Here is a 22466-nt window from a genome sequence, read left to right as displayed (position 1 = left end):
TTTGATTGCTTCGCGGTCGGTTGACCGGATTTGCCGGAAGGGGCCTGCCAGGGCTCCAGCGGCGATAGACCATGGGAGGTCGAGACACCCCCAAGTCTAGCGCCCTTCCTGTACCCCCGTCAATCACAAACCTCCGCGAAGGACGGGGATTTTGCGCCCTGACGCTATCCGTCTGCCCTCGGGCTGCCGCGGACGCCCGTTTACCGTCCGCACGCTCGGGAAGCGGCGATGTCATCGACTGAAAGCACGGGGGGGGAGAGCCCGCGGAGAGAAGCAAAAGGGGGGTATGAGCCAGTCTCGGTGACGAGGCTCGCGATGGCCTGGTGGGCCTATCGCGACGGACTCATCACGAAGCTCGCGTTGCGCGCCTACTTCGGCTGCATCGAGCTGGAGACCCGGCGTCGCCTCTCCGGGGGCAAATACCAACCATCGATTGAAGGGCTCACAAAGCTCGTGGGCGGGCGAGAGACAGGGCAGGGGGGCTTGCGCCCCGCCCTGAAACAGCTCCTCGACCTGGGCCTCCTCCGCTCGTGCACGAAGGCGGGCATCGCGTTCGCCGAGTCGGCCGACGAGCTGCGGTGCGAGGACCGCTCGGGCCTCGACGCGATGTTCGGCCACCTCCAGGGCGTCACGCGGAAGGTGCCGGTCCCGCGGCGGATGATTCGCCGCCTGGCCGGTGGGCTCAGCAAGGCCCGGACGGCGACGGTCATCGCCCATCTCATCCGCTGCCTCTTCTATCGCAAGGGCGAGGGAATCAACCCCGTCGGCTGCTGCAAGGCGTCGTGGGTCGCCGACGTCTTCGGCGTGACCGAGCGGAGCGTCTTCGACGCGAGGAGGTTCCTCGTGCTCGAACTCGGATGGCTGCTCCCCGAAGAATGCTCGCAGCACGTGCTCAACCGCGACGGGCTTTGGGTCGCGGTGAACCTCGACTGGGGCCCTGAAGAGCTGGGGGCTCCCGCCGAGTTGTCCACAGCGGCGACGGTCGAGGTCCCGGCCGCGGCGGATGAATCTTCAGGCCCTCGGCCCGAAAATGCGGGGCATTTTGCAGGCCCTAGTACAGAGAACAAGAAACCCCTACGGGAGTCTAACAACCAGAAACCCGCCTCACGGCCTGCGGCCTCCGGCGGACCGGCTGGTTTTCAAGGCTCGAATTCGGGGGAGAAGAAACCCGACATCCGGGACATCGTCCCCGACGACTTCCGCGACCGCGACCGGCTGCTAGAACTCCACCGCCAGGCGGTGGACGCGAAGTTCATCTCGACGAGCGAGGCGGACCGGCTCGCGTTCCTCGCCGCGGCGGCCCACGCCCAAGCGGTCGGCTCGAAGCCGTGTCGGCTGTTCGCCTGGATGGTGCGGGGGAAGCGATTCGAGTTCATCACGCAGGCGGACGAGGACGCGGCCCGCTCGCGTCTGAGGCCGCCGATGTCCCGACCGAGGGAGCTTCCAACTCCGGCCCCAACGCATCGGCCGGAGGAGACGCTTTCGGCCGATGCCTTGCTCGCCCGCTCGGTGCAGGCGGCCCTGGCTCGTGCGGGATTCCGCGGCGACCCGCTGCCGCTGGTGCGTCGCGAGCGACCCGAGTGGACGCGGGTACGCTGGGACGCGGCGGTTGCCGAGCTGGAGCGCTCGCGTTCGGTAGTTCGTCAGGGCGGGGCGATGTCTTCGGTCGGCCAGACGCTCCGGGAGCTGGGTGTCGGCGGAGCCTGATTAGCCTGAGGCAGGGAATTGTCTCCGGCAAAACCGGGACGCGGCCTGAGGCACCAACGACAGGGGCCGGGAGGGTAGAAACCTTCCCGGCCCCTCGATGGTTCGTCCGCCGTGCACGAGCCCTCGGTCAGTCCACCTCCAGGACCCGGCCGTCGGGCGTCACCTTCGCATCGCGAATCTTGCCGTCCTTGGCCTTGCCCCTGACCTCGTAAGCAACCTGTCCGTCTTCCTCCTCCTTCCAGGCCGAATCGAACGTCACGCCGGGTAGCTTCTCCTGGGCTGCTTTGAGCACGGCCGGGGGGAGTTGGTCGATTGGGACGACCGTCTCATCCTCCTCGCGGCCTTCGCCGCAGCCGATGACGAGGGCTAAAGTCGCCACGAGCGGAACAATCCTTCGCATTGCCTGTCTCCGCGGGGGTCAGAAGTCGCCCGAGACCGCCTCGCCCCCGGCTCGGGTGGCGAGGGCCCGGTAAGTCTTGTAGTCCATCGTCGATTTGAGGAACGTCACGTGCCCGTCGGCGAAGAGGAAGTTGACCCCGCCGCCCGAGTGGCGGCTGTAGAACTGGTTGACGTCGCCGTGCGGGTCGCCCGGCCCCTTCCGCTCGCCCGCGTGGCCGAGCACCATGCCGGAGGCGTGCTCGACGCGGGGGCGTCCGACCGAATCGCCGTCCTCGGGATAGAGGACCGCATCGGTCACCGAGCCGACCCAGGTGGCATAGCCCAGGCGATGGCTCCGCTCGCCGATGACGATGGTCTGGGCCGTGCCGTCCGTGAGGTCTCTGAGGCTTATGAAGCTGTTGCGGAAGAACGTCCCGTCGCCGTTCACGCCCGGCTCGCTCGTGCCGTACATGCCGACGTAGTTCGACGGGGCCACCTGGCAAATCCGCTCGGTGGGGGTCCCCGAGAGGGTCCGCTTCAACGCCCACCACGTCGGCCGCACGGTATCCGACGGGCAGAGGAAGATGCTGACGTTCGGCAACCGGCTCGTCGAGTTCTCCGGGACTTCGATGTTCAGGTCGAAGTTGACGGCGTTGAAGAGCGGCCCTTGCTCGAATTGGGGCAGGAGCATTGCGGCCCAGCCCCAGCCCTGGCCGATGTCGTCGCCCGCGGCGGTGAAGTTCGAGACGTAGCCGGGCGGGAAGGCCCGATGGGTGCCCTCGTAGTTGTGCAGGGCGAGCCCGAGCTGCTTGAGGTTGTTGACGCATTGGGCCCGCCTCGCCGCCTCGCGGGCGGCCTGGACGGCGGGGAGCAGCAGGGCAATCAAGAGGCCGATGATGGCGATGACCACGAGCAGCTCAATCAGCGTGAACGCTCGCCTTGGCGTCTGTCCGGCTCGAAACTGCATGGCCGAGAGCCTCCTTGTCCATGTTCGATGGGGACAAGGATAGCCGCCCGAGATGACGGGACGATGGCTCGAAGATTACAGCACCGTAATTTTCCGATGTCTCGTCTGCGATGAACCTTACAATGAACGCGCGGCCTCAGTTCGTGTGGCGTCTTTCGTGGACCAAAGTCGATGCGTGTCCTGGTCGTCGAAGATAGCCCCGATTTAGGGCCTTACTTGAAGCAAGGGCTCCAAGAGCAAGGCTTCGCCGTCGACCTCGTGGGCGACGCCACGCGGGGCTTCGAGTATGCCTCCTCGGCACCCTATGACCTCCTCATCCTGGACCGGATGCTCCCCGGCGGCGATGGTCTGGAGCTCTTGAAGCGGCTCCGGACGAAGGGGAGCCTCGCCCCGGCCATCTTCCTCACGGCCAAGAGTGCCGTGAACGATAGGGTCGAGGGGCTCGACGCCGGGGCCGACGATTACCTCGTCAAGCCGTTCTCGTTCGCCGAGCTCCTCGCCCGCATCCGGGTCGTGCTCCGGCGGGGGAGCGAGCCGCTCCCGCCCGTGCTCCGCGTGGCCGACCTCTCGCTCGACCCGGCGGGCCGCACGGTCGAGCGGGCGGGCGAGCGAATCGAGCTCTCCTCCAAGCAATTCGCCCTGCTCCACTACCTCATGCGGCACGCGGGCCAGGTGGTCAGCCGCACGATGATTCAGGAACACGTCTGGGACTACGAATTCGACGGGCTGACCAACGTCGTCGATGTCCACATCAACCGGCTCAGGAACCGGGTCGATAAGGGCTTCGACCGTCCGCTTATCCACACGCTACGGGGCGTCGGCTATGTCCTCCGCGAAGAGTAGGCCGCTGGGCCTGAGGGCCAAGCTCACGGCCTGGTCGAGCCTCGTGCTGGGCGCGTCGCTCGCGGCCGGGTTCGCGTGGGTCCACCACGGGCTCCGCTCGGTGCTCGAAGCGAGGGACGATGCCTTCCTCTACAGGAAGGCCGCCGAGCTCTCGGCCGTCGTCCGCGACTACACCCCGGAGGGGAGCGAAGCCCTGGAGGCGGAAATTCGCCGCGAAGTCCTGGCCTACCAGTCCGAGGGCCTCGTGGTGGTGCTCCGCGAGCCGGGTCGGGTGTTCGTGGCACCCGAGACTGAGCAAAGCCGGGGATTGGCTCGTCGTCTCGAAGGCATTGGTTCGGGCGCGACTCTCGAGACGCTCGCCCTTCCCGCCTCGGGCCGTTACCGCGTGCTCCGGGCGGGCCTCGCTGGCGATGCCTCGCTTGACCTCGGGCTCTCGCTCGCCGAGACGGAATCGACGCTCGCCCAGTTCGACCGCCGGGTCGCGTTCGGGGGCCTCTTCTTCCTCGGGCTCTCGGTCGTCGGCGGGGCCTTCCTCTCTCGGCAAGCCCTCAGGCCCGTGGCCCAGAGCATCCAGACCGCCAAGCGGCTGGAGCCCTCGAACCTCTCCGAGCGGCTCCCCCGGACCGGGGCCGGTGATGAACTCGATGAGCTGGCCGGGACAATCAACGAGCTCCTCGACCGGCTCGCGGCCTATCACGGCCAGATTATCCGCTTCACGGCCGATGCGTCGCATGAGCTTCGGAGCCCGCTCGGGGCGATGCGGGCCGCGGTCGAGGTGGCTCTCGGCCAACCTCGGGAACCGGGGGAATACCGCGAAGTCCTCGCGTCGCTCGGCGAGCAATGCGAGCGGCTCACGGCCCTCGTCAACGGCTTGCTGCTCCTGGCTCGGGCCGACGCCGGGGAGATGCCCCTCCGGCGGGAGCCGGTCGACCTCTCGGCCCTCGCGAGCGATGTCGCCGAGATGTACGAGCCGCTCGCCGAGGAGCGCGGCGTCCGGTTCCGCTCCGAGTGCGGCTCGCCGGTCCCGGTCCTGGGCGATTCAGGACGGCTGCGGCAGCTCGTGACAAACCTCGTGGACAATGCCATCAAGTTCACTGAACCGGGCGGTTCGGTGACGCTCCGCGTCGGAGGGGCCGGGGACCAAGCTCGGCTCGTCGTCGAAGACACCGGCGTTGGTATCGCTCCCGACCACCTGCCGCACGTCTTCGAGCGGTTCTATCAGGCCGACTCCGCCCGGAGCCTCGGCGGCTCGGGCCTGGGCCTGAGCATCTGCCGTTGGATAGTCGAGGCCCACGGCGGCTCGGTCGAGGCCACGAGCAGGAGCGGCTCGGGCTCGGCCTTCGTGGTCTCGTTGCCCCGGGCCGCCGCGGCTCCCGAAAAGAACCTGGTTCTCAGGAATGGTCATGCTTGATTCCGACGCTCCCCCTGCTGTCGCGCCGCCGCCCTCGCTCGGGCACCTCGGTTGGCTCTTCCTCCGCATCGGGGCGGTCGCCTTCGGTGGCCTCGGGGCGGGCCTGGCCCTGATTGAGCGGGATGTGGTCGAGAAGCGGCGGCTCCTGACGGCCGAGGACGTGACCGAGGCCCTGACCTACACGAAGCTCTTGCCCGGCTCGACCCTCATCCAGGTCGTCTCCTACCTGGGCTACAAGCTCCGCGGCTGGCCAGGCTCGGCCCTCGCCACGGGGGCATTCGTCCTTCCGGCGGCGGTCCTGATGATGCTGCTCGCCGCCCTCTACGGGGCTGTGACGCAAATGCCCGGCATCGGCCCGGCGGTGAACGGCCTGACGGCTTCGGTCGTGGGGCTCCTCCTGTCCACGACCTATCGCCTCGGGAAGGCCAACATCAAGGGGCCGCTCACGATGTCGCTCGCCCTGCTCGCCTTCGCGGCCGGGGCGTTCCTCGGCCTCCACGCGGCCCTCGTCGTGGTCGCCTCCGGGCTGGTCGGCATCGTCTGCCTCTCGCCCCCCCGGGCCGAGGAGACGCGATGACCTGGGAACTCTTCTGGCGATTCGTCCTGGTGAGCGTGCTCGCCTTCGGCGGCGGGCAAGCGGCCCTCCCCCTGGTCGAACGCATCGCCGTGCATGAGACGACCTGGGTCACGGCCGAGGACTTCTCGGCTGCCGTCGCGTTCGGTTACGTCACCCCCGGCCCGGTGCTCATCACGGCCACGTTCATCGGCTATCGGGCCGGGGGGCCTGTGGGGGCCGTGGCCGCCACGTGCGGCGTGTTCCTCCTGCCGTGGTTCCTCGCCGCGGCGGCGGCACGGGCCTTGAAGCGGCTCCTCCACCATCGCTGGCTCCAGGGCTTCGGCCGGGGGGCGGGTCCCGCCGTCGTCGGGCTCCTGGGCGTCACGGCCTTGAGCCTCGTCCAGCAGAGCTTCGCCCATTGGGCCTACTTCGGCGTCGCGGGCCTGGCCCTCGTCGTGTCCCTGCGGACCAAGATTCACCCCGTGCTCGTCCTGGTCGTTGGTTCCCTGCTCGGGGTCGTCATCGGGAAGTAGAGGTTCCGAGTCCATGCCGCTCCGCTCGCTCGCCCTCCGCGTGTTCTGCCTGCTCGGGCTCTCGGTCTGGATGGGGGGATTCACCTTCTACAGCGCCGTCGTCATCCCCGTGCTCCACGAGTCGCTCGGGAGCCTCGACACGGGCTTCGTCACCCAAGAGGTGACCGACTACCTCAACTATATCGGGGTCGGCGTCGTGCTCGTCTGGTGGGCCGCCGCCTGGGTCGAGCGGGGCGAGGGGCCTGCCCGCGTCCGGGCGGTGCGGCTCCTGTTCCTCGCCGCGACGACCCTCATCCTCCTCGGGCTCATCGCCCTCCATCGGGTCATGGACGGGCGGCTTGAGACGGGGAGCCTCCGGGGGTTCTACCCGCTCCATCGGGCCTATCTCATCGCGAGCACCGTCCAATGGATCGTGAATCTCGCACTCATGACGGCCCTGCTGGTGCCGTCGCGACTCCCTGAAAAAGGGTCATAAAGCCAGTTCCCGGACCTTGTGGGGCGCCGCTCTCCATCCGCCAGCCTTGGCCCGAGATTGACACGAACTGACCGCGGAAGTGCCGCTGTCGCATCGCGATTCACTCGCGTAGATTTAAGGGGCTTGAAGCAGCGGCGATGACGCCGCGTGTCGTCGGTGACGTGGAACGTTACTGGCGTCTTCGAGGTGGGCGGCATCACCCGGTAAAACTGGCCTCACCAGCCGGTCTAAGGGGGCGGGATTCACCATCCGCCGCGGTGCCGACTCGTAGAGCTGGATGCCATGAGAGTGGCTCGTCCAGCTCGACGGAGGCTCATCGGAGTAACCCTCGACTCTGGTGCCTGGGAGCGACGTCGCTCGGCACGCGAGACTAATCCCGATGTTCTATCCGATAGGTCCGAGGCGCGTGGGTGAGTCGTGAGTTTCACCCGCGGCAGGTCGCGGTTCCCCGAGTTTCGGGGATGGTCCGCCTTCGCGGACGGCCATCGATGCCTGCCGGATTGCCCGCGCCGCCGCTCGACGTCTCGTGGAAACGGGGCGACAGGGAAGAACCTCGACGTCTTCGACGTGCGAGGCCGTGATGTCACGAAGCGGGTGCAAATCCCGCCCGAGGGGTCCGGGCCCAAGCGGTCCGCTCAACTCGGCTGGCGTGGGGAGCTTCCGTCCTGGCGACAGGCGGGACCGACTCTTTGACCGGGGTCGGGGACCTTCGGCAAACCCGAGGGCCGCGAAAAGCTCAACCATGAAAGGCCCGCGAGGGCTTGCCAGTGAGTCCAATCGGAGACGGTACCGAACCGCGAAAGCCGCACGCCGACGGGTAACCGGGCGCTTCTAGTTTCGGCCCGGAGAAATCACTCATCGGTGGAAACTATGCCTGGGCGGGAGCCCGGGACATACGGCGTGTGGCCCGGGGGATGACACCCCCTAGCGACGTGACCGATTGGACGGAGTGCATCGCTAACCTGGGAAGGGCTGCGGCGGCCGGAGTGGTGTCCGGTGCCCGGCTTGGTCGGCCGGGTGCTTGAAATGCCGCAGTCTGGGAGTGTCCCGCGAGTAGGAGCCGACGCGAGTCGGGCGAGCGTGCTGCAAGGCAGTGGCAGGCTCGTTTGCGTGCTCGGGTGGTGCCGAGCACGAAGGCGACGACGAAAGCGGGGACGAGTTGTTACCCATCTCTGAGGCGTTCCGGTCGAGCGAGGACGATGCCGTTCCCGCCTGGCCGTTTCCTTTGGCGAGGAAGTAATCGTGGTCGAGCGAGCCGCCCCTCGGGAGAGGGGCCGCACGCTCGGCGGCGAGCAGACGACGGAACGAACATGCTGAAACGTATGAAAGGACCGTTGGAGGTTGATTGGAACCGCTACTTCTATGAATTGAGCGACTTCAACTGAAGAAACTAGTTTTCGGGGCTGCGGCGACGCCGCGTTCCTCGACGTAGCGGCTTGCCGCCGAAGGATTTGGGCCTTCCGGCAGTTGGGCCTTCCGCAACCAACTGCCTCACCGTTGTTGCCTGCGATTGCTCAATGGGTGTCGCGATGGAAGAGACGAGACTCGTGACGACCTCGCTGGAGGGATTCATCCAGCAGGTCGCGGTGGCCTGCATCGGCAAGGGCTACTTCTACTACGTGACGGGCCGCGTGCCCGAGGGGAAGGACCCGCAGTCTATCGACCGCAAGCTCGCGGAGCGTTACGGCGCGACCCTCTCGAAGTGGTCGCGGTACCGTCGCAAGCGGGGCGGCCACGCGAACGTGCGTTACCTGCGTCACGACCGATTCTTCGTGCTCTTCGCGACCGACGGCGTCTCGCCATTCTTCCGCGACGAGGCGGGCCTCATCCGCGACTGTCGACGCGAGCCGTTCAAGTACGGCGGCTATTCCCTCAGCTCCAAGGCCGGGCGGGTCTGCGTCCGCATCGAACGCGAGCAGCACAACGTGCTCAAGGCCGTCTTCCTCGAACTCGCACTCCGCCGCTCGTCCGAACGGCTCGAACGGATGATTACCGCGCTCCCTTTCGAACCCTATGCCCCGGTGCGTCGCCAACTCCTCGGCCTCGTCCGCTCGGTCAACGCGGCACGCAAGACGGCCGGGCTCGCGCCGCTGCCTTACGACTGCGTGCGGATGAAGCGGAGAATCGTCAGGCCGTTCGAGGACGGCCCGACGAAGGGGAGGGCGTCACGCGGCGATGGCCTTCGCGAGGATGGCGTAGACGTTGCCGGGGACCTGGTCGAGCGGGATGAGGTGCGGCACGTCGTCGCTCGTGAGCGTCGAGGGGATGATGCTGTGTTCGCCGACCTCGGAGCGGATGAGGACGCATCGGCAGTCGGTCAGGAAGCACTGGTAGTCGAACTTCGCGTCGGGGGCGGTGATGTGGCAGACGGCGTGGATGGCGGTCGCCACGGCATACGACATTCCGGGTAGCGGCCCGAAGAGCTGCAGGGCGTACTCCTTCAGGTACTCGGCCTTCAAGCCGAAGTCGCGTTCGATGTGCTCGGCCGCGTGGCGGAGCACCTGCCAGGCTTGGTCGTCGCTCAGGCCGGGCCGCTGTGCGAGCACGTCCTCGACGGTCCAGATGAGGGCGACTCGCTTCGATTTCGCGAGCAGCTCGGGGACGTCGACGACGACCCTCAGCGGCGGTATCCGCCATGGCCGCTCCCGCAACCCGTCCAGGAAGCCCTCGATTTCCCCGAGGACTCCGTCCAGCTCCTCTTCGAGCGCCTCGTCCAGGTCGATGCTCAGCGTGTGCGTGATGTGTTTCATGAAATGCCTCCTGTTCGTTTCGAGGCCGCGCCCATCGCGGCCTGTCGGGGACGCGTGGGAAGGCCGCCGAAGCCGGACGGGGCAAGCGGAAAACTAGGGTTGGTCGGGGCAGGCGATTTTCCGCTTGCGGCGGACGGCGGCGGCCTTAGCGTTCCCGGAGACAGGCCCGTTGGGGGCGATGAAGAACGAGAGAGGCAGGCGAGAATCGCGCGGGTCAGCCGCAGAGCGGGCAGCGTCGGTGCTGGTCGGCCGTCTCGAGGCGGGGGTTCACGTGCGTCGCGAAGTCGCCGCCGTCGTCGCGGCCTCCGGTCGCGTGGAGGACGTAGCCAAGTGCTCGGTCGAAGCTGCACCAGCCGAAGGTGATGCTCTCGACCTGGAGGAAGGTGCCGTCGCCGAGTCGCTTCACGACGGCGTATTCCTGGGCACTGTCCTCGCTCGTCGCGTCGTTCAGGAACAGGTGGCCGCGGTGTTCGAAGGCGGTGCAGAGCGTCCAGGTGGATTCGGTCAGCTTGCGGGCGAGTTCCTCGGCGGACTCGATGGTGGTGACGGACCAGATTCGTCGTTCGTGCATCATGGCGATTTCCTCCGTGAGATGTTGATACCTAGCGTCCCTTCTCGAAGACGGTGCAGACGTCGTGCAGGCCGGGGATGAAGGCGCTGCGGTAGACCTTGGTGCCGCTGGAAGCCCCGTGGCTGAACCGGATGATGTCGGTGCACGCCTGGCGGAAGCCTTCGGCGAAGGCGAGTCGCTTGGTGTGGTAGACCAGCGGCACGAAGCCCTGCTCGCGGTCGCTGTAGTCGCCCATCAGGATGGCGAGCGTGCCCCCGGGCCGGAGCGCCCGATGGCAGTTCGCGATGAAGGCGGCGTAGCGGTCGAGGAAGTCGCCGAGCGTCGGGGCGGCGGAGAGGTCGCGCGGGTCGTCGCAGTAGCGTTTCATCCGCCAGTAGGGGGGATGGGCCCAGCAGAAGTCCTGCGTGCCTTCGGCGGGGAAGGTCTCTGGGTCGCAGGCGTCGAAGCCCTCGCGGAGGTCGAGCGAGCGGCAGGGGACTCCCAGCTCGCGGCAGACGTCGTAGCAGGTGCCTGAGCCGGTCATCGGGTCGAGCACCGTCGCGGGTGCGAAGAAGGTCAGCAGGTCCTTGACCAGTTCGCCCGAGCAGTTGCCGGGGTAGCGTCGGTCGCCGTAGGGACCGGCCTCGTCGTGGTGGTAGAGGCTCGTCAGCCTCGGCACCGGGCTCGCGGTGAGCGGGGCCCGGGGGAGCTTGGCGTAGACGGCCCTGCGGGCGTTCCTCGCGGCGTAGTGGGGGTTGGCGATGCGGTGCGGTGTGTCGATGCGATTCATGATGCGTCTCCTTGCGTGATGCGGCGGGCTTGCGGCCCGCCGGTTGGTTGTCCGTCTATTCCTTCTGCTCCGAGGCCAGCCGGAGGCTGATGCGTCCGTCGAGGGGCTGGAGGTCCAACGCGATGTTGAACCCCTTGCCGTCGGCGTGGGCCCAGGCCGCTCCGCAGCGGGTCCAGACGGCCTTCTTGTCCTCGCGGTCGCGGACCCAATAGGCGATGTGGGTCGGGCGGTTGCCGTTCGTGGCGGTGTTGGTCTTCGTGCTGTCGCTCATGATGATTCTCCTTGTTCGTTTCGAGGCCGCGCCCATCGCGGCCTGACGGGGATGCGTGAAGAGGCCGCCGGAGCCGTCCGGGGCAAGCGGAAAACTAGGGTTGGTCGGGGCAGGCGATTTTCCGCTTGCGGCGGACGGCGGCGGCCTTAGCGTTCCCGAGTCAGGCACGCAGTGGGGCGATGAGGAGCGGAGAGGGAGAGGGGGAATGGTCAGCACGAGTGCCGAGACGCGAGGGCGACTCGCTCGCGTTCGCGGGGCCGGTGGTCCGTGAGCGAGGGTCGGCGTCTGGACCTGGGGAGCGAGCTGGGAGAGATGCGAGCGCGGGAAGGGAGATGGTCGCTTTGGCCTACTACCAGACGAGACGGGGCATCATTCGGTGGTCAGGGAGTGGGGAGACGGGCAACGAATCGGTGATGTCTGAGTCGTCCTCACGCGGAGACGGTCCGAGCGGTCGAGCCTATCGCAGGAATCGCCGGTAGGCCCACAGGGCGAGGAAGCTCTGGCCGATGAAGGACATGGCCTCGGGATATTCGCGGGCGAGGGCGAAGAGGCAGACCAGGATTCCCAGGATGTGGGCGAACGTGACCGGCATACCCGACGCTCTAGCAGCGATGCTGACCGGATGTCAGGCGGCATTTACGAGGCACGAGACGGGCTGGGAAGCCGCTCAATCGAGTCAGGCCCTTCTAGCAGGCGGACCGACCCGATATGCTGGATGCAACCGCAATTGATGCCAAGGCTTGCGTCGGGTAGGGTGGCGGGACTATGTCGCATGAATCCGAGTGGCAAACTCGCAAAAATCGTATCGATAAACGTCTCCGGGAATTGGGCTGGGATATCGTCCCGCACAGCTCGTTCTTTCGCGCAGATAAGGCCCTGGCGACGGCGGTCGCCGAATACCCGACGGAGAACGGACCGGCGGACTACGCGCTCTTCGTCGGTGGGCGGCTTCTAGGCATCCTCGAAGCGAAGAAGCTCTCCCTCGGGCCTCAGAACGTGCTCGTCCAGGCCCAGCGGTATTCCGAGGGGGCGACGGAAAGCCCGCTCCGATTCGGACCGTACCGAGTCCCGTTCCTGTACTCGTCGAACGGGGAGGTCATCTGGTTCCACGACGTCCGCAACCCGATGGAACGCTCTCGCCGAATCGCCGATTTCCCAACGCCTTCGGCCCTCGAAGAGCGACTCACTCGGGACTTCGACGCGGAGGTCCAGAAGCTCCTGTCGACGCCGAACAACCATCCTCGGCTTCGGCCCTACCAAATCGAGGCGAACGAGGCGATTGAGAAGGCCATCGCGGACCGAAAGCGGCAGATGCTCGTGGCGATGGCGACCGGCTGCGGGAAGACCTTCACGACGGTCAATCAGGTCTACCGGCTCATCAAGTCGGGTGCCGCTCGGCGCGTCCTGTTCCTCGTGGACCGGCGGGCCCTGGCGGCTCAGGCCGTGCGGGCGTTCGCGTCGTTCGAGCCGGAGCCGGGCCTCAAGTTCAACAAGATTTACGAGGTCTTCAGCCAGCGGTTCCGCAAGGAAGATTTCGAGGAAGAGGGCAGCGAGGAGAAGTTCGACCCGACGGTGCTCCCGTCCTCGTACCTGCTCACCCCACACGCGGGCCATGCGTTCGTCTACGTCTGCACCATCCAGCGGATGGCGATTAACCTCCTCGGCCGGGCCGCGGCGTTCGAGGAAGGGGACGAGGAACGAGACGACGACGCCGAGAAGCTCGACATCCCGATTCACGCCTTCGATTGCATCGTGGCCGACGAATGCCACCGGGGCTACACGTCGGCGGAACTCTCGACCTGGCGGACCGTGCTCGAGCACTTCGACGCGGTGAAGGTGGGCCTCACGGCGACGCCCGCGGCGCACACGACGGCGTATTTCACCGAGGTCGTCTACCGCTACGAGTACCGGCGAGCGGTCGAAGAAGGTTACCTCGTCGATTACGACGCGGTCGCCGTCCGCTCGGACATCCGCATGAACGGACTGTTCCTCAAGGAAGGGGAGCAGGTGGGCTTGGTCGACACGGAGACGGGCGGCGAGCAGCTCGACCTGCTCGAAGACGAGCGAGCCTTCGACACGACCGAAATCGAGCGGAAGGCGACGGCCCCGGACTCGAACCGGAAGGTCATCGAGGAGCTGAAGAAGTACGCCCTGGAGCACGAGGCGAAGTACGGGCGATTCCCTAAGACGCTCATCTTCGCGACCAACGACCTGCCGCACACGTCGCACGCGGACCAGCTCGTGAACCTGTGCCGGGACGTGTTCGGGCGGGGCGAGTCGTTCGTCCAGAAAATCACCGGGAGCCCGACGGTCGACCGGCCGCTCAAGCGCATCCGCGAGTTCCGCAACCGGCCGAACCCGGCCATCGTGGTGACGGTCGACATGCTCTCGACCGGCGTGGACATCCCGGACCTGGAGTTCATCGTGTTCCTCCGGCCGGTGAAGTCCCGAATCCTCTTCGAGCAGATGCTCGGCCGGGGCACGCGGCTGGGGGAGCACTATCCCGACAAGTCCCACTTCACGGTGTTCGACTGCTTCGACGGGACGCTGCTCGAATACTTCCGTCAGGCATCCGCGTTCACGAGGGAGCCGCCGGAGAAGCCGTCGCGGACCATCAAGGAACTGGTCGACGACGTCTGGAACAACAAGGACCGGGCCTACAACGTCGGCTGCCTGGTCAAGCGGCTCCAGAGAATTGACAAGGAGATGTCAGGCTTCGCGAGGGCGGAGTTCGCTGCCTTCGTGGACGACGGCGACTTGGGGGGGTTCGCTAGCGGACTCAAGGCGGCTCTCGCGAAGGATTTCACAGGGACGATGAAGCTCCTGCGGAACGAGTCGTTCCAGGACCTGCTCGTAAACTACCCGCGTCCGAAGCGGGGCTTCGTCATCGCACACGAGGCGGCAGACTCGGTCACCTCGAAATGGCTCATCCGCGACGGGACGGGGAAGGAGCATCAGCCCGAGGATTACCTCAAGCTCTTCGCCGAATACGTTCGAGAAAATCCGGACCAGGTGGATGCCATCCGGATTCTGTTCGACCGGCCGAAGGATTGGGGCACGGGGGCCCTCGGCGAACTCAGGAAGAAGCTCGCGACCACGCCTCAACGGTTTACCGAAGATAATTTGCGGAAGGCCCACGAGGCGCAGTATCACAAGCCCCTCGTCGACATCATCTCGATGGTCAAGCACGCCGCGGACGAGGCGGCCCCGCTGCTCACGGCGGAAGAGCGGGTCGACATGGCGCTCGCGAAGCTCACCGAGGGGAAGTCCTTTTCGGAGGATGAGCGTCGGTGGCTGGCTCGCATCCGCGAGCATCTGGCGGCGAACCTCTCCATCGACAAGGACGATTTCGACGACGTGCCTGTCCTCGCTCGAGAAGGCGGTTGGGCAAGGGCGAACAGAGCATTTGGAGGGAAGCTCGAAGGGCTCCTCCTCGAACTGAATGAGGCGATGGCGGCATGAGCGACGTTGTTGGGAAACTCTGGGGATTCTGTCACACCCTCCGGCATGACGGCGTCGACTACGGCGATTACATCGAGCAAATCACCTACCTGCTGTTCCTGAAGATGGCCTCGGAGAGGGAGATTGAGGTGCCCGCCGGGTGCGAATGGGAGAAGCTCCGAGCCAGGGCAGGCACGGAGCTGACCGACCACTACATCGAAGTCCTGCGCACGCTCGGAAAACAGCCGGGCATCCTCGGCGACATCTACGCCGGTGCTCAGTCGCGATTCAGCGACCCGGTGAATCTGAAGAAGCTCGTAAATCTCATCGACGAGACGGAGTGGACGGCCCTCGGCGTGGACGTGAAGGCCCACGCCTACGAAGGGCTCCTCGAGAAGGCGGCGAGCGAGGGCAAGAAAGGGGCAGGCCAGTACTTCACGCCCCGCGTGCTCATCCAGTCGATTGTCCGCTGCATGAAGCCCGACCCGCGGGGGAATCCGTCGTTCACTGTCGCAGACCCCGCATGCGGTACAGGCGGGTTTCTCGTTGCGGCGTACGAGTGGCTGATTGAACAGACGAAGGGCGGGGCGCTCGACCGAGAGACGTCGAAGCGGATTCGACGAAAGACCTACTTCGGAACGGAACTGGTCGCCAGGCCACGACGTCTCGCACTGATGAACATGTATCTTCACGGCGTCGAGCCGCACATCGAACTCCAGGACGCAATTTACACGACGCCTGGGAGCACGAAATACGACGTAATTCTCGCCAACCCGCCGTTCGGGACGAAGGGAGCGAACCAGGCCCCCGACCGCGATGACTTCACGGTCGAGACAAGCAACAAGCAACTAAACTTCGTCCAGCATTTCTTGACAGTACTCAAGCCGGGTGGTCGGGCGGCTGTTGTCCTCCCTGACAACTGTCTCTTCGCAGACCAAGCGGGAGAGGTCTTCAAGATTCTCACCGAGGATTGCAACCTTCACACTGTCATACGTCTACCGCGAGGGACGTTCACCCCCTACAGCCAAGGCGTCAACGCAAACGTTGTGTTCTTCGCGAAGGGCGAACCAACGAGCAAGGTATGGATTTATGACGGTAGGACAAACGTTGCGGGCATCACGAAGAAAGGGCGACCGCTCGCAATGAAACACTTCGCTGAGTTTGAGAAGTGCTACGGAGACGACCCGAACGGACGAACGAAGCGGAAGCCGTCTGATTCGAAGGAGGACCGCTGGCGGTGCTTCTCGATTCAGGAGATTCGGGAAAAAGACTTCAAGCTCGTGGGATTCAAATGGCTTAAGGAAGAATCACCGGATGACCTCGATGAGATGCCTGAACCGGATGAGTTGGCGGCTGATGCAACGCTGGACTTGAAAGGGGCCCTCGCGGACCTAGAGCAGGTGCTCAAGCTCTTGGAACAGGAGGCAGGAGCATGAGTAGCGTGGCGACACCGTGGGAGTTGCCCGAGGGCTGGGATTGGGCTGAATTTCAGCAAGTCGCTAGGGTTGCTAGTAATCTGGTCGACCCAGCTGCATTTCAGGAGTCTCCGCACATCGCCCCGAATCACATCGAGTCAGGCACAGGCAATATGCTCAATTACACTACTGTTGCAGAGGACAAGGTAAGGAGTGCAAAGCACCGGTTTCTTCCCGGCCATATCCTATATTCGAAGATTCGGCCATATTTATGCAAAGCAGTAGTTGTGGATTTCGAGGGTCTATGTAGCGCTGACATGTATCCAATTGAGTCATTTATTAACACAAATTATTTGCATCGCTGGATGGTGTCCGCGGCGTTCACAGAAATGGCCTCGAATCATGACGGCCGGACCCTACTTCCAAAAATTAACCAAGAAGCCCTCGCACTCCTGAGCGTTCCAGTTCCGCCCTTGGCTGAACAACGCCGCATTGTTAGTGCGGTTGAGAGATTGCTAGTGCCTGTGACCTCAGCCCGCGAACGGCTCGGACGAGTGCCGACCACGCTCAAGCGGTTTAGGCAAGCGATTCTCGCGGCGGCCTGCACTGGAAGACTTACGGCCGAGTGGCGAGAAGCGAATCATGCTGATGCGATTTCAGGTTTGCCAGCCTACGTCCCAGCTTCGGGCATGGATGATGTTCCTGAGCTGCCTGAATACCCAGAGCACTGGCGCGTGACATCAGTCGGAGCTTGCTCGGAGCTTGTCCAATACGGGACCTCCGAGAAGGCAGACCCCACAGGCGTTGTCCCCCTATTGAGGATGGGCAATATCCAGGATGGCCACATCGTTCTCGATGACCTGAAGTTTGTGAACGAAGAGTTGCCCGGACTTTCGAGCCTGCTCCTGAAGCGGGGTGACATGCTGTTCAACCGCACGAACAGCCCCGAGCTTGTTGGAAAGTCTGGTGTCTTTGAATCCGAAGAAAGGGCGACGTTTGCATCATACCTCATCCGGGTTCGATGTAAGGTGGGCAGCGTCGATAGTCGCTTGCTCTGCTGGTGGCTCAATTCTCCTTGGGGACGAGAGTGGGCCGCAAAGGTCAGGACCGACGGCGTGAGCCAATCCAACATCAACGGAACAAAGCTCCAGCAAATGCCGATTGGGGTGCCGCCGTTGGCGGAGCAGGAAGAAATCATGCGACGGGGAACCGCTTTGCTCGCCCTGGCTGATGCTATCGAGCAAAAGGCTGCGTCAGCCCGCCGTCGGGTCGAGCTTCTGACGCAAACCATCCTTGCAAAGGCGTTCCGCGGGGAGTTGGTGCCGACGGAAGCGGAGCTTGCTCGGAATGAAGGCCGGAGCTACGAAGCTGCGAGCGAGCTTCTTGCCGAGCTCCAGGCATCCGCGAACGGTGACGCGAAGCGGCCGCGGTCCAAGAAGAGCCCCAAGCGGTCCACTGCTTCCGGTGAGAACTTGCTCGAATTTACGGATGGCAGTTGATGAGGAATGGTCGAAACGAGGTTTAATCCTGTCCAGTCACATCCGTGTCTTCCGATGCGGGATGCTCTCCAGCTAGCCACTCCGTAGGAACCAGTTTCACGCCCCTTCGCCACCGCTCCCTGACGGCGTCCTGATACCACGGCTCCTTGAGGTCGGCGTGCTCGGTGATGATGAGCTGAAACTTGCCGTCAAGCGAGTCGACAAAGTCGAATATCAGGCGAAACATGCGAGTTACAGCGGTCCAGTCGCTGTCCGAGACTTCGTTCGGCGATTCCTCGGGGTCAAACTCAGCCGGGAAATAAACTTGCGACGGCTGGTCGAGGAAAAGGAAGCGGGGGACTGGTCGGTTCTTTCGAGTGAACCAGTCGTGGAATGCAAAGTGCCCAATTATGTGATGGCCGACCCAATTCTCTCCGCTGCCCATCTGATTCATGGGGACGGGCCCGTCGAGAGTGTCTGCTACGATGGTAAGGCGGGACAAATCGAAGCGAAGCGGGTTGTCGGAGGAGTGCTCCAGCTCAAGTCTGCTCGCCCACTCCGACATTGTCTTGCCAATCAGGTTAAGGAATGAATCGAGCGTTTGTTTCGTCTGCTCGTCGCTCAGCTCCTCCTTCAGGCGGGAGATGCCCCGCTGGAGAGTGGCAATCGAGCTTTTGAGGCCCCCGGTGTCTTCCGCCTCTGGAACGCTCTCAAGGTAGAGGCTGATTCTCCCGAGCACGTGGGCACGTCGGGAAGCCTGGTCGAGAAGCTGGTCCAAGCGCTCGTCGGTGCCGCGGAGTGCTTCGAGCTTATCGCGGTTGACGCCGAGCTTTTGCTTTACCTCGACGGCGGCGGTCCGCAGGCGCTCGATGGCGCTCTCAAGACGCGGGGCACCCGTTGATACGATGGCGAGCTGCTGCGTGAGATGTTGAAGCGAGCCGCGAAGGGCGGCCGCTGGCGGTATTAGCTCTGTCACGTTGCTTTGGCAGAGCGGGCATTTGTGCGATGCGCCATCCTCTGGCTTGAACATATCGATTGCTCGCAGTCTGGAAACCTGTTCGGTTGCCTCGCGGGTGTATCCCTGCTCGTCATAAGCGAGCGACTGGATTGCAGCAATCTGCTCCTTTATCCGCCGCTGCGAGCGGATGAGCGCTTCCTTCTCCCGGAGGAGTTCGGCCGCCGCACCAGCCGTCGCTTCGAGGTCTGAGGCGACATCGACCGTGGATTCCGAGAGACCCCGGAGGATTTCAATCGCGGCATCGAATGACGGGGGCGTGTCCGCCGAAACGCCGAGTCCGACGTCACGAGCCTCGGCGATGAATGAGACTGCTCTCCCGAGGCCATCCCCTCGCAACGCCTCTGACTCTTGAAGCTTGGCCTCTTTCTGACGGAGGGCGGCGGATAGACGTCGCAGCTCGTTCCGCTTCGCGATGTGGTCGTCGGTCACGGCTCCCAAAAAGTAAGGGAGCGTGTCCTTGATGGCTTGTGGAACGAAATCTTCGCTCTGATTGTGGAACAGGATTTTCGGGCTAATGATTTCGTATTGGGGCTGGAAGCAGTAGTGGAGAGCGTGTCGGATGTTCGCTTCCAGGGGCAGTCGCGTCTGTCCCTCGGGAGGAACGTGCAGGTTCTCGCCGATGCCAGCAGCCTTGCTCAGCGCGGGACGAAGAGCCTCGAAGGCGATGTTCGACCGGAGTGCGGATAGCGGTGGTATGCTCACATCGCCACCGATTTCGAGGTAAATTTCCGATGTAGTCTTCTCGGTCGCTTTCGGGACGCGACGTGCTACGAATAGTTGCCCCTCTGCGAGCTGGAGCCGAATCGCGAACCATGCAACGGCCTGTCGCATCGGGCCCTGCGGAATCGAGCAATCCCCGCTACCCAGGCAATAGTCAATCACCTCCACGAGAGCCGTCTTTCCCGTCTTCGACTTGCCCGTGATGATGTTCACTTTGCCCGGCTCTAATGAGACGGACCGGATGTCGCCGTTCACGTTGTAGAGGACGATGTCTCGGATTTGAAAGCTCATGGCCGCACCCCCCAGAGAGCGAAGATGGTGGGTACGTTCCCGGCCGATGTCAGCCAACGCCCGACAAACTGAGCTTTGGTGAGGCAGTCTTTGACCTCGTCGGTAGCCGCCGCAACGTATGCGGTGAACCCTCGTGCCTTCCTACCGAGGAGAAGATGGCCCTGGTCACTAAGCTTGAGCCGGTCGTGAATAAGGCTATAGAGTAGCGCCTCACGAACGTAGGGTGACAGGGAACGGGCACGCTCGGCGAAGGTTGCCCGGAGGTCTTCGCGCTCATCAAGCCAGGAGGAGAGGGCTCTGGTGGTGCGTTGCGGTAACGCTTCTCGCGTCGGCTTATGCAGGACGATGGGTAATACGAGGAATGCTAGCGCGAATGGCATGCCGTCTCGTAGAGATTTCGCGTAGTCTTCCACTGCATGTGACAATATAAGTGCACAGAATGGAGGGTTCAGAAGGTTGGCTTCCTCTTGAGGCCGTAATTCCCATCGGCTCATGCACCGGGCTCCGATGATTCTAGGGCTCTCTTGACCCGCTCCGCGAAGTCCGGATGCCAGCCAATTCGGAGGTCGTCGGCGAGGATGTGCAGCGAGCCTCGTGTGACGAACGGTTCGGTGCAACGCGGCCGAATCGGGAAGTTGGCCTCGGATTCGACCCACTGGTATAGGGCTCGGGCTGCTCTCACCTTCTCCGTTTCAGCGGCCGCTTCTCCGAGGTTCTCCTTCATTCGCTCGAAGAAGATTTGCCACTCCTCGATGAGCCGTTCCTCGTAGCGGTCCAGTTCGCCCACGAGTAACAGGTCTTCCCGTATCCACCTTGACCGCTGTTCGTAAGCTCGGAAGTATTCGCGAATGGCAATGAAGATACGAGGATTTGTAACACTGATTAGCTTTAGTTGTGCGACGAACCTCTTGTCGATGTGCGAGGCGATGTCGATGTCAACCCCTCTGACCGCGTCGTCGATAGGGAGGTTGTCCTCCTTGAACTGCTCCCGGAGGTCGTCGGCCTGGTCTTCGAGTTCTTCGCTGAGAATCGGCCCTGGGGTCACTCCGGCCATCTGGTTGATGACACGCGCGAACCACCACCCTTCCAGCCGCTCGACGAACGGCTCGAGAAACGCCTTGTGCACTGCGGGGCGAACTTCCTGTCGGATTAGCGTCGGAAGCACGGTGATGGTGGACGTCTCGTCGAGGATAAAGACCCGTTCAAAAAGGGGACGAACCTTTGCCTGGTCCTTCAAGAAGGCCGCATAGGCCCGAGCGTTATCTTGGCTTTTCGAGGTTTGAGCGGTCGCGACAAGCTTCTTGAACGCACCTTCGACGTCTCGGTCTTTCGTGCGGAGATAGGAGGCAGTCGAGCCGGTCGGGGCGGTTGCTGTGGTGAGGAGGAAGAAGACGGCGTCTGCGGGAATGGAGCCAGCAGTCACGCCTTCGCACCAGATGCGAATGGACTTCCAGAGGTCGGGACTAGCGTCTGTGAGCGTTGCCTGGCGGCTCAGATGGTGCTTGGTTTGAAGAAGCTCTGCGGGACGCCCGGTCGGCTCAAAGGCGATGTCGTCGAGCGTCTCGACCGTGACGAGAAAATCCTCGCCCTGACGCCAGCGGCGCAGCGAATCCAACAGGGCGTAACGGCACTGATAAAGGTAGCCCAGTGCGGAATCCGCTGCTGAGAATGGGCTACCCTCGGTCGTCATGTTAAAAGCTCCTTCATCGGTCCGTTCCCTCTTGCTTCGAGAGCCGACACTTTGGGGCTGCCGATTGCGTTCCGAATCAAATGGCAATTCGCTCAATTTCGTCCAGGGTTATCGCATCGGAGGTCCGGTCGTAAAGCTTCGTCGTCTTCGGCGACTCGTGGGCCGCAATTTGCTGGGCCTTCTCGATGGTGCCCCCGGCCTCGAGGTAGGCCGTGATGCCGGTAGCCCGGAACGAGTGGTTGCAGAGTCGAGCTGGTAGTCCCGCGGCCAGGGCCCGACGCTTGACCATGTCGAGGGCGTTGTTCCGGCGCAGCGGCTTCGTCGTGAGCGTTTTACTCCGGCCCCGGACCGTACGGAAGAGGGGCCCCTTCGGGTCCTCGGCGATGCCCGCGGCCTCGATGTAGGCGTCGAGGTACGCCTCGGTGTTGTGGTGCGCGGGCACCTCGTGAAATTTACCTCCCTTTTCGTGGAGGCGGAGCCACCACCGCTTGCCGTTCTGGTAGTAATCCTCGACCTTCATCCCGAGCACGGCGGAGACGCGGGCGAAGCTGAAGACCATCGTGGCGATGAGGGCCCGGTCCCTGAGCCCGATGATACTCGTCGTGTCGATGCTGTCGAGGAGCTTGCGGGCGTCCTCGGCGGAGAGCACGGGCGTCTTGCCGCGTTTGACGACGTGCTTCGGCCCGCGGACGGATGCGGCCGGGTTCACCGGCACGACCTGGCCGGTGACGAGCCAGTCGAAGAGCATGCGAACGGCCGCGAGGTGCTGCTTGACCGACGGGGCCGCGTGCGTCGTCTGGAGCTGCTCGACGTAGGCCGCGACGACGATGGGCTCGATGCTCTTGAGCGAAAAGTGCCGGTCTTCGCACCAACGGAGGAAGTGGGCGACGGCGTGGGCGTAGGCGGCCCGAGTGTTCGGGTTCCGGATGTTGGCGGTGAAGAACTCGAAGAAGCGGCGCGCGGCTCCGTCACCGGCCTCGGCGATGAGCGCGGGGAGAAGCGGGGAGACCAGCTTCGGCTTTACAATAATAGCACTCATGATTGCGTGAATTCGGTGTTAAGTTTGACGGTAACTGGCGTGGTTCTTCTGGAGCTATTCGGCGCGATCGTCCGATAAACGATCCCGGTATCCGACAATACACTTGGCTCCCCGGGCCGGGAAGCCGCAGGGATCGTCTCCGG

The 22466-nt window shown here is 64.1% G+C and carries 21 protein-coding genes; 9 read left to right on the top strand and 12 right to left on the bottom strand.

Going from position 1 to position 22466, the window contains the following annotated elements:
- Positions 1-315: 315 nt before the first annotated feature.
- The gene (locus TsocGM_RS20355; RefSeq protein WP_126727306.1) at positions 316-1707 is read left to right on the top strand and encodes a hypothetical protein; all 1392 of its coding nucleotides are present in this window, start codon (positions 316-318) and stop codon (positions 1705-1707) included.
- A 127-nt stretch (positions 1708-1834) separates the two neighbouring features.
- On the opposite strand, the gene TsocGM_RS20350 is transcribed toward TsocGM_RS20355, so the two are convergent.
- Positions 1835-2107 (bottom strand): outer membrane protein assembly factor BamD, encoded by a 273-nt coding sequence (locus TsocGM_RS20350; protein WP_126727305.1) that lies wholly within the window; start codon positions 2105-2107, stop codon positions 1835-1837.
- An 18-nt stretch (positions 2108-2125) separates the two neighbouring features.
- On the bottom strand, positions 2126-3052 hold the full coding sequence (locus tag TsocGM_RS20345) for a DUF1559 domain-containing protein (protein WP_126727304.1): 927 nt from the start codon (positions 3050-3052) through the stop codon (positions 2126-2128).
- Positions 3053-3223: 171 nt separating this feature from the next.
- Between TsocGM_RS20345 and TsocGM_RS20340 the strand changes: the two genes are divergently transcribed.
- From TsocGM_RS20340 to TsocGM_RS20320, 5 genes are read left to right on the top strand one after another with little or no spacing between them, the layout of a single operon-like run.
- A complete protein-coding gene (locus tag TsocGM_RS20340) occupies positions 3224-3895 on the top strand; it encodes a winged helix-turn-helix domain-containing protein (protein ID WP_126727303.1) in 672 nt (223 codons plus the stop codon).
- Positions 3876-5306 (top strand): sensor histidine kinase, encoded by a 1431-nt coding sequence (locus TsocGM_RS20335; RefSeq protein WP_126727302.1) that lies wholly within the window; start codon positions 3876-3878, stop codon positions 5304-5306. Before TsocGM_RS20340 ends, TsocGM_RS20335 begins: the two co-directional genes overlap by 20 nt.
- Complete coding sequence (locus TsocGM_RS20330) at positions 5299-5883, top strand: chromate transporter (protein ID WP_158633662.1); 585 nt, start codon at positions 5299-5301, stop codon at positions 5881-5883. The genes TsocGM_RS20335 and TsocGM_RS20330 overlap by 8 nt, the downstream gene beginning before the upstream one ends.
- Complete coding sequence (locus tag TsocGM_RS20325) at positions 5880-6395, top strand: chromate transporter (protein WP_126727300.1); 516 nt, start codon at positions 5880-5882, stop codon at positions 6393-6395. Before TsocGM_RS20330 ends, TsocGM_RS20325 begins: the two co-directional genes overlap by 4 nt.
- 13 nt (positions 6396-6408) lie before the next feature.
- Positions 6409-6870 (top strand): DUF4149 domain-containing protein, encoded by a 462-nt coding sequence (locus tag TsocGM_RS20320; RefSeq protein ID WP_126727299.1) that lies wholly within the window; start codon positions 6409-6411, stop codon positions 6868-6870.
- Positions 6871-8384: 1514 nt separating this feature from the next.
- Here the strand turns inward: TsocGM_RS20320 and TsocGM_RS20315 are convergent.
- The 6 genes from TsocGM_RS20315 to TsocGM_RS27695 all read right to left on the bottom strand — a co-directional run bounded on the left by TsocGM_RS20315 (position 8385) and on the right by TsocGM_RS27695 (position 11823).
- On the bottom strand, positions 8385-8903 hold the full coding sequence (locus TsocGM_RS20315; RefSeq protein WP_126727298.1) for a hypothetical protein: 519 nt from the start codon (positions 8901-8903) through the stop codon (positions 8385-8387).
- Between the two features lie 132 nt (positions 8904-9035).
- On the bottom strand, positions 9036-9620 hold the full coding sequence (locus tag TsocGM_RS20310; RefSeq protein ID WP_126727297.1) for a hypothetical protein: 585 nt from the start codon (positions 9618-9620) through the stop codon (positions 9036-9038).
- A 214-nt stretch (positions 9621-9834) separates the two neighbouring features.
- Positions 9835-10194, bottom strand: a complete 360-nt coding sequence (locus tag TsocGM_RS20305) for a hypothetical protein (protein WP_126727296.1) — start codon at positions 10192-10194, stop codon at positions 9835-9837.
- A 28-nt stretch (positions 10195-10222) separates the two neighbouring features.
- A complete protein-coding gene (locus TsocGM_RS20300; protein WP_126727295.1) occupies positions 10223-10960 on the bottom strand; it encodes a class I SAM-dependent methyltransferase in 738 nt (245 codons plus the stop codon).
- A gap of 55 nt (positions 10961-11015) precedes the next feature.
- Positions 11016-11231, bottom strand: a complete 216-nt coding sequence (locus TsocGM_RS20295; RefSeq protein WP_126727294.1) for a hypothetical protein — start codon at positions 11229-11231, stop codon at positions 11016-11018.
- A gap of 457 nt (positions 11232-11688) precedes the next feature.
- Complete coding sequence (locus TsocGM_RS27695; protein ID WP_261341648.1) at positions 11689-11823, bottom strand: hypothetical protein; 135 nt, start codon at positions 11821-11823, stop codon at positions 11689-11691.
- A 173-nt stretch (positions 11824-11996) separates the two neighbouring features.
- Here TsocGM_RS27695 and TsocGM_RS20290 point away from each other — a divergent pair, with 173 nt between their 5' ends.
- The 3 genes from TsocGM_RS20290 to TsocGM_RS20280 are packed head-to-tail and all read left to right on the top strand — an operon-like array spanning position 11997 to position 17586.
- On the top strand, positions 11997-14693 hold the full coding sequence (locus tag TsocGM_RS20290; protein ID WP_126727293.1) for a type I restriction endonuclease subunit R: 2697 nt from the start codon (positions 11997-11999) through the stop codon (positions 14691-14693).
- Positions 14690-16108: a type I restriction-modification system subunit M gene (locus TsocGM_RS20285; protein ID WP_126727292.1), complete on the top strand. Its 1419-nt coding sequence runs from the start codon at positions 14690-14692 to the stop codon at positions 16106-16108. Before TsocGM_RS20290 ends, TsocGM_RS20285 begins: the two co-directional genes overlap by 4 nt.
- Positions 16105-17586 carry a restriction endonuclease subunit S gene (locus TsocGM_RS20280; protein ID WP_126727291.1) on the top strand — a complete coding sequence of 494 codons (1482 nt, stop codon included), beginning with the start codon at positions 16105-16107 and terminating at the stop codon, positions 17584-17586. The genes TsocGM_RS20285 and TsocGM_RS20280 overlap by 4 nt, the downstream gene beginning before the upstream one ends.
- 22 nt (positions 17587-17608) lie before the next feature.
- Here TsocGM_RS20280 and TsocGM_RS20275 read toward each other — a convergent pair whose 3' ends face one another.
- The 4 genes from TsocGM_RS20275 to TsocGM_RS20265 all read right to left on the bottom strand — a co-directional run bounded on the left by TsocGM_RS20275 (position 17609) and on the right by TsocGM_RS20265 (position 22323).
- A complete protein-coding gene (locus TsocGM_RS20275) occupies positions 17609-19594 on the bottom strand; it encodes a DUF3732 domain-containing protein (RefSeq protein WP_126727290.1) in 1986 nt (661 codons plus the stop codon).
- Positions 19591-20088 (bottom strand): three component ABC system middle component, encoded by a 498-nt coding sequence (locus TsocGM_RS27970; RefSeq protein ID WP_391732887.1) that lies wholly within the window; start codon positions 20086-20088, stop codon positions 19591-19593. Before TsocGM_RS27970 ends, TsocGM_RS20275 begins: the two co-directional genes overlap by 4 nt.
- Positions 20085-21284 (bottom strand): ABC-three component system protein, encoded by a 1200-nt coding sequence (locus tag TsocGM_RS20270; RefSeq protein ID WP_126727289.1) that lies wholly within the window; start codon positions 21282-21284, stop codon positions 20085-20087. The genes TsocGM_RS27970 and TsocGM_RS20270 overlap by 4 nt, the downstream gene beginning before the upstream one ends.
- Positions 21285-21360: 76 nt before the next feature.
- Complete coding sequence (locus TsocGM_RS20265; RefSeq protein WP_126727288.1) at positions 21361-22323, bottom strand: tyrosine-type recombinase/integrase; 963 nt, start codon at positions 22321-22323, stop codon at positions 21361-21363.
- Positions 22324-22466 lie beyond the last annotated feature (143 nt).

This window comes from Tautonia sociabilis (genome assembly GCF_003977685.1).
Taxonomy (GTDB): Bacteria; Planctomycetota; Planctomycetia; order Isosphaerales; family Isosphaeraceae; genus Tautonia; species Tautonia sociabilis.
The sequence above is the reverse complement of the archived record's forward strand: the minus strand, read 5'-3'. Positions and strand labels throughout refer to the sequence as shown.

Excerpts from the sequence above, each read along its gene's own strand:
- TsocGM_RS20300 (WP_126727295.1), bottom strand. The coding sequence starts at position 10,960 with ATGAATCGCATCGACACACCGCACCGCATCGCCAACCCCCACTACGCC.
- TsocGM_RS20270 (WP_126727289.1), bottom strand. The coding sequence starts at position 21,284 with ATGACGACCGAGGGTAGCCCATTCTCAGCAGCGGATTCCGCACTGGGC.
- TsocGM_RS27695 (WP_261341648.1), bottom strand. The coding sequence starts at position 11,823 with ATGCCGGTCACGTTCGCCCACATCCTGGGAATCCTGGTCTGCCTCTTC.
- TsocGM_RS20350 (WP_126727305.1), bottom strand. The coding sequence starts at position 2,107 with ATGCGAAGGATTGTTCCGCTCGTGGCGACTTTAGCCCTCGTCATCGGC.
- TsocGM_RS20310 (WP_126727297.1), bottom strand. The coding sequence starts at position 9,620 with ATGAAACACATCACGCACACGCTGAGCATCGACCTGGACGAGGCGCTC.
- TsocGM_RS20325 (WP_126727300.1), top strand. The coding sequence starts at position 5,880 with ATGACCTGGGAACTCTTCTGGCGATTCGTCCTGGTGAGCGTGCTCGCC.
- TsocGM_RS20295 (WP_126727294.1), bottom strand. The coding sequence starts at position 11,231 with ATGAGCGACAGCACGAAGACCAACACCGCCACGAACGGCAACCGCCCG.
- TsocGM_RS20335 (WP_126727302.1), top strand. The coding sequence starts at position 3,876 with ATGTCCTCCGCGAAGAGTAGGCCGCTGGGCCTGAGGGCCAAGCTCACG.
- TsocGM_RS20285 (WP_126727292.1), top strand. The coding sequence starts at position 14,690 with ATGAGCGACGTTGTTGGGAAACTCTGGGGATTCTGTCACACCCTCCGG.
- TsocGM_RS20290 (WP_126727293.1), top strand. The coding sequence starts at position 11,997 with ATGTCGCATGAATCCGAGTGGCAAACTCGCAAAAATCGTATCGATAAA.
- TsocGM_RS27970 (WP_391732887.1), bottom strand. The coding sequence starts at position 20,088 with ATGAGCCGATGGGAATTACGGCCTCAAGAGGAAGCCAACCTTCTGAAC.
- TsocGM_RS20320 (WP_126727299.1), top strand. The coding sequence starts at position 6,409 with ATGCCGCTCCGCTCGCTCGCCCTCCGCGTGTTCTGCCTGCTCGGGCTC.
- TsocGM_RS20280 (WP_126727291.1), top strand. The coding sequence starts at position 16,105 with ATGAGTAGCGTGGCGACACCGTGGGAGTTGCCCGAGGGCTGGGATTGG.
- TsocGM_RS20340 (WP_126727303.1), top strand. The coding sequence starts at position 3,224 with ATGCGTGTCCTGGTCGTCGAAGATAGCCCCGATTTAGGGCCTTACTTG.
- TsocGM_RS20330 (WP_158633662.1), top strand. The coding sequence starts at position 5,299 with ATGCTTGATTCCGACGCTCCCCCTGCTGTCGCGCCGCCGCCCTCGCTC.
- TsocGM_RS20355 (WP_126727306.1), top strand. The coding sequence starts at position 316 with ATGGCCTGGTGGGCCTATCGCGACGGACTCATCACGAAGCTCGCGTTG.
- TsocGM_RS20265 (WP_126727288.1), bottom strand. The coding sequence starts at position 22,323 with ATGAGTGCTATTATTGTAAAGCCGAAGCTGGTCTCCCCGCTTCTCCCC.
- TsocGM_RS20345 (WP_126727304.1), bottom strand. The coding sequence starts at position 3,052 with ATGCAGTTTCGAGCCGGACAGACGCCAAGGCGAGCGTTCACGCTGATT.
- TsocGM_RS20275 (WP_126727290.1), bottom strand. The coding sequence starts at position 19,594 with ATGAGCTTTCAAATCCGAGACATCGTCCTCTACAACGTGAACGGCGAC.
- TsocGM_RS20305 (WP_126727296.1), bottom strand. The coding sequence starts at position 10,194 with ATGATGCACGAACGACGAATCTGGTCCGTCACCACCATCGAGTCCGCC.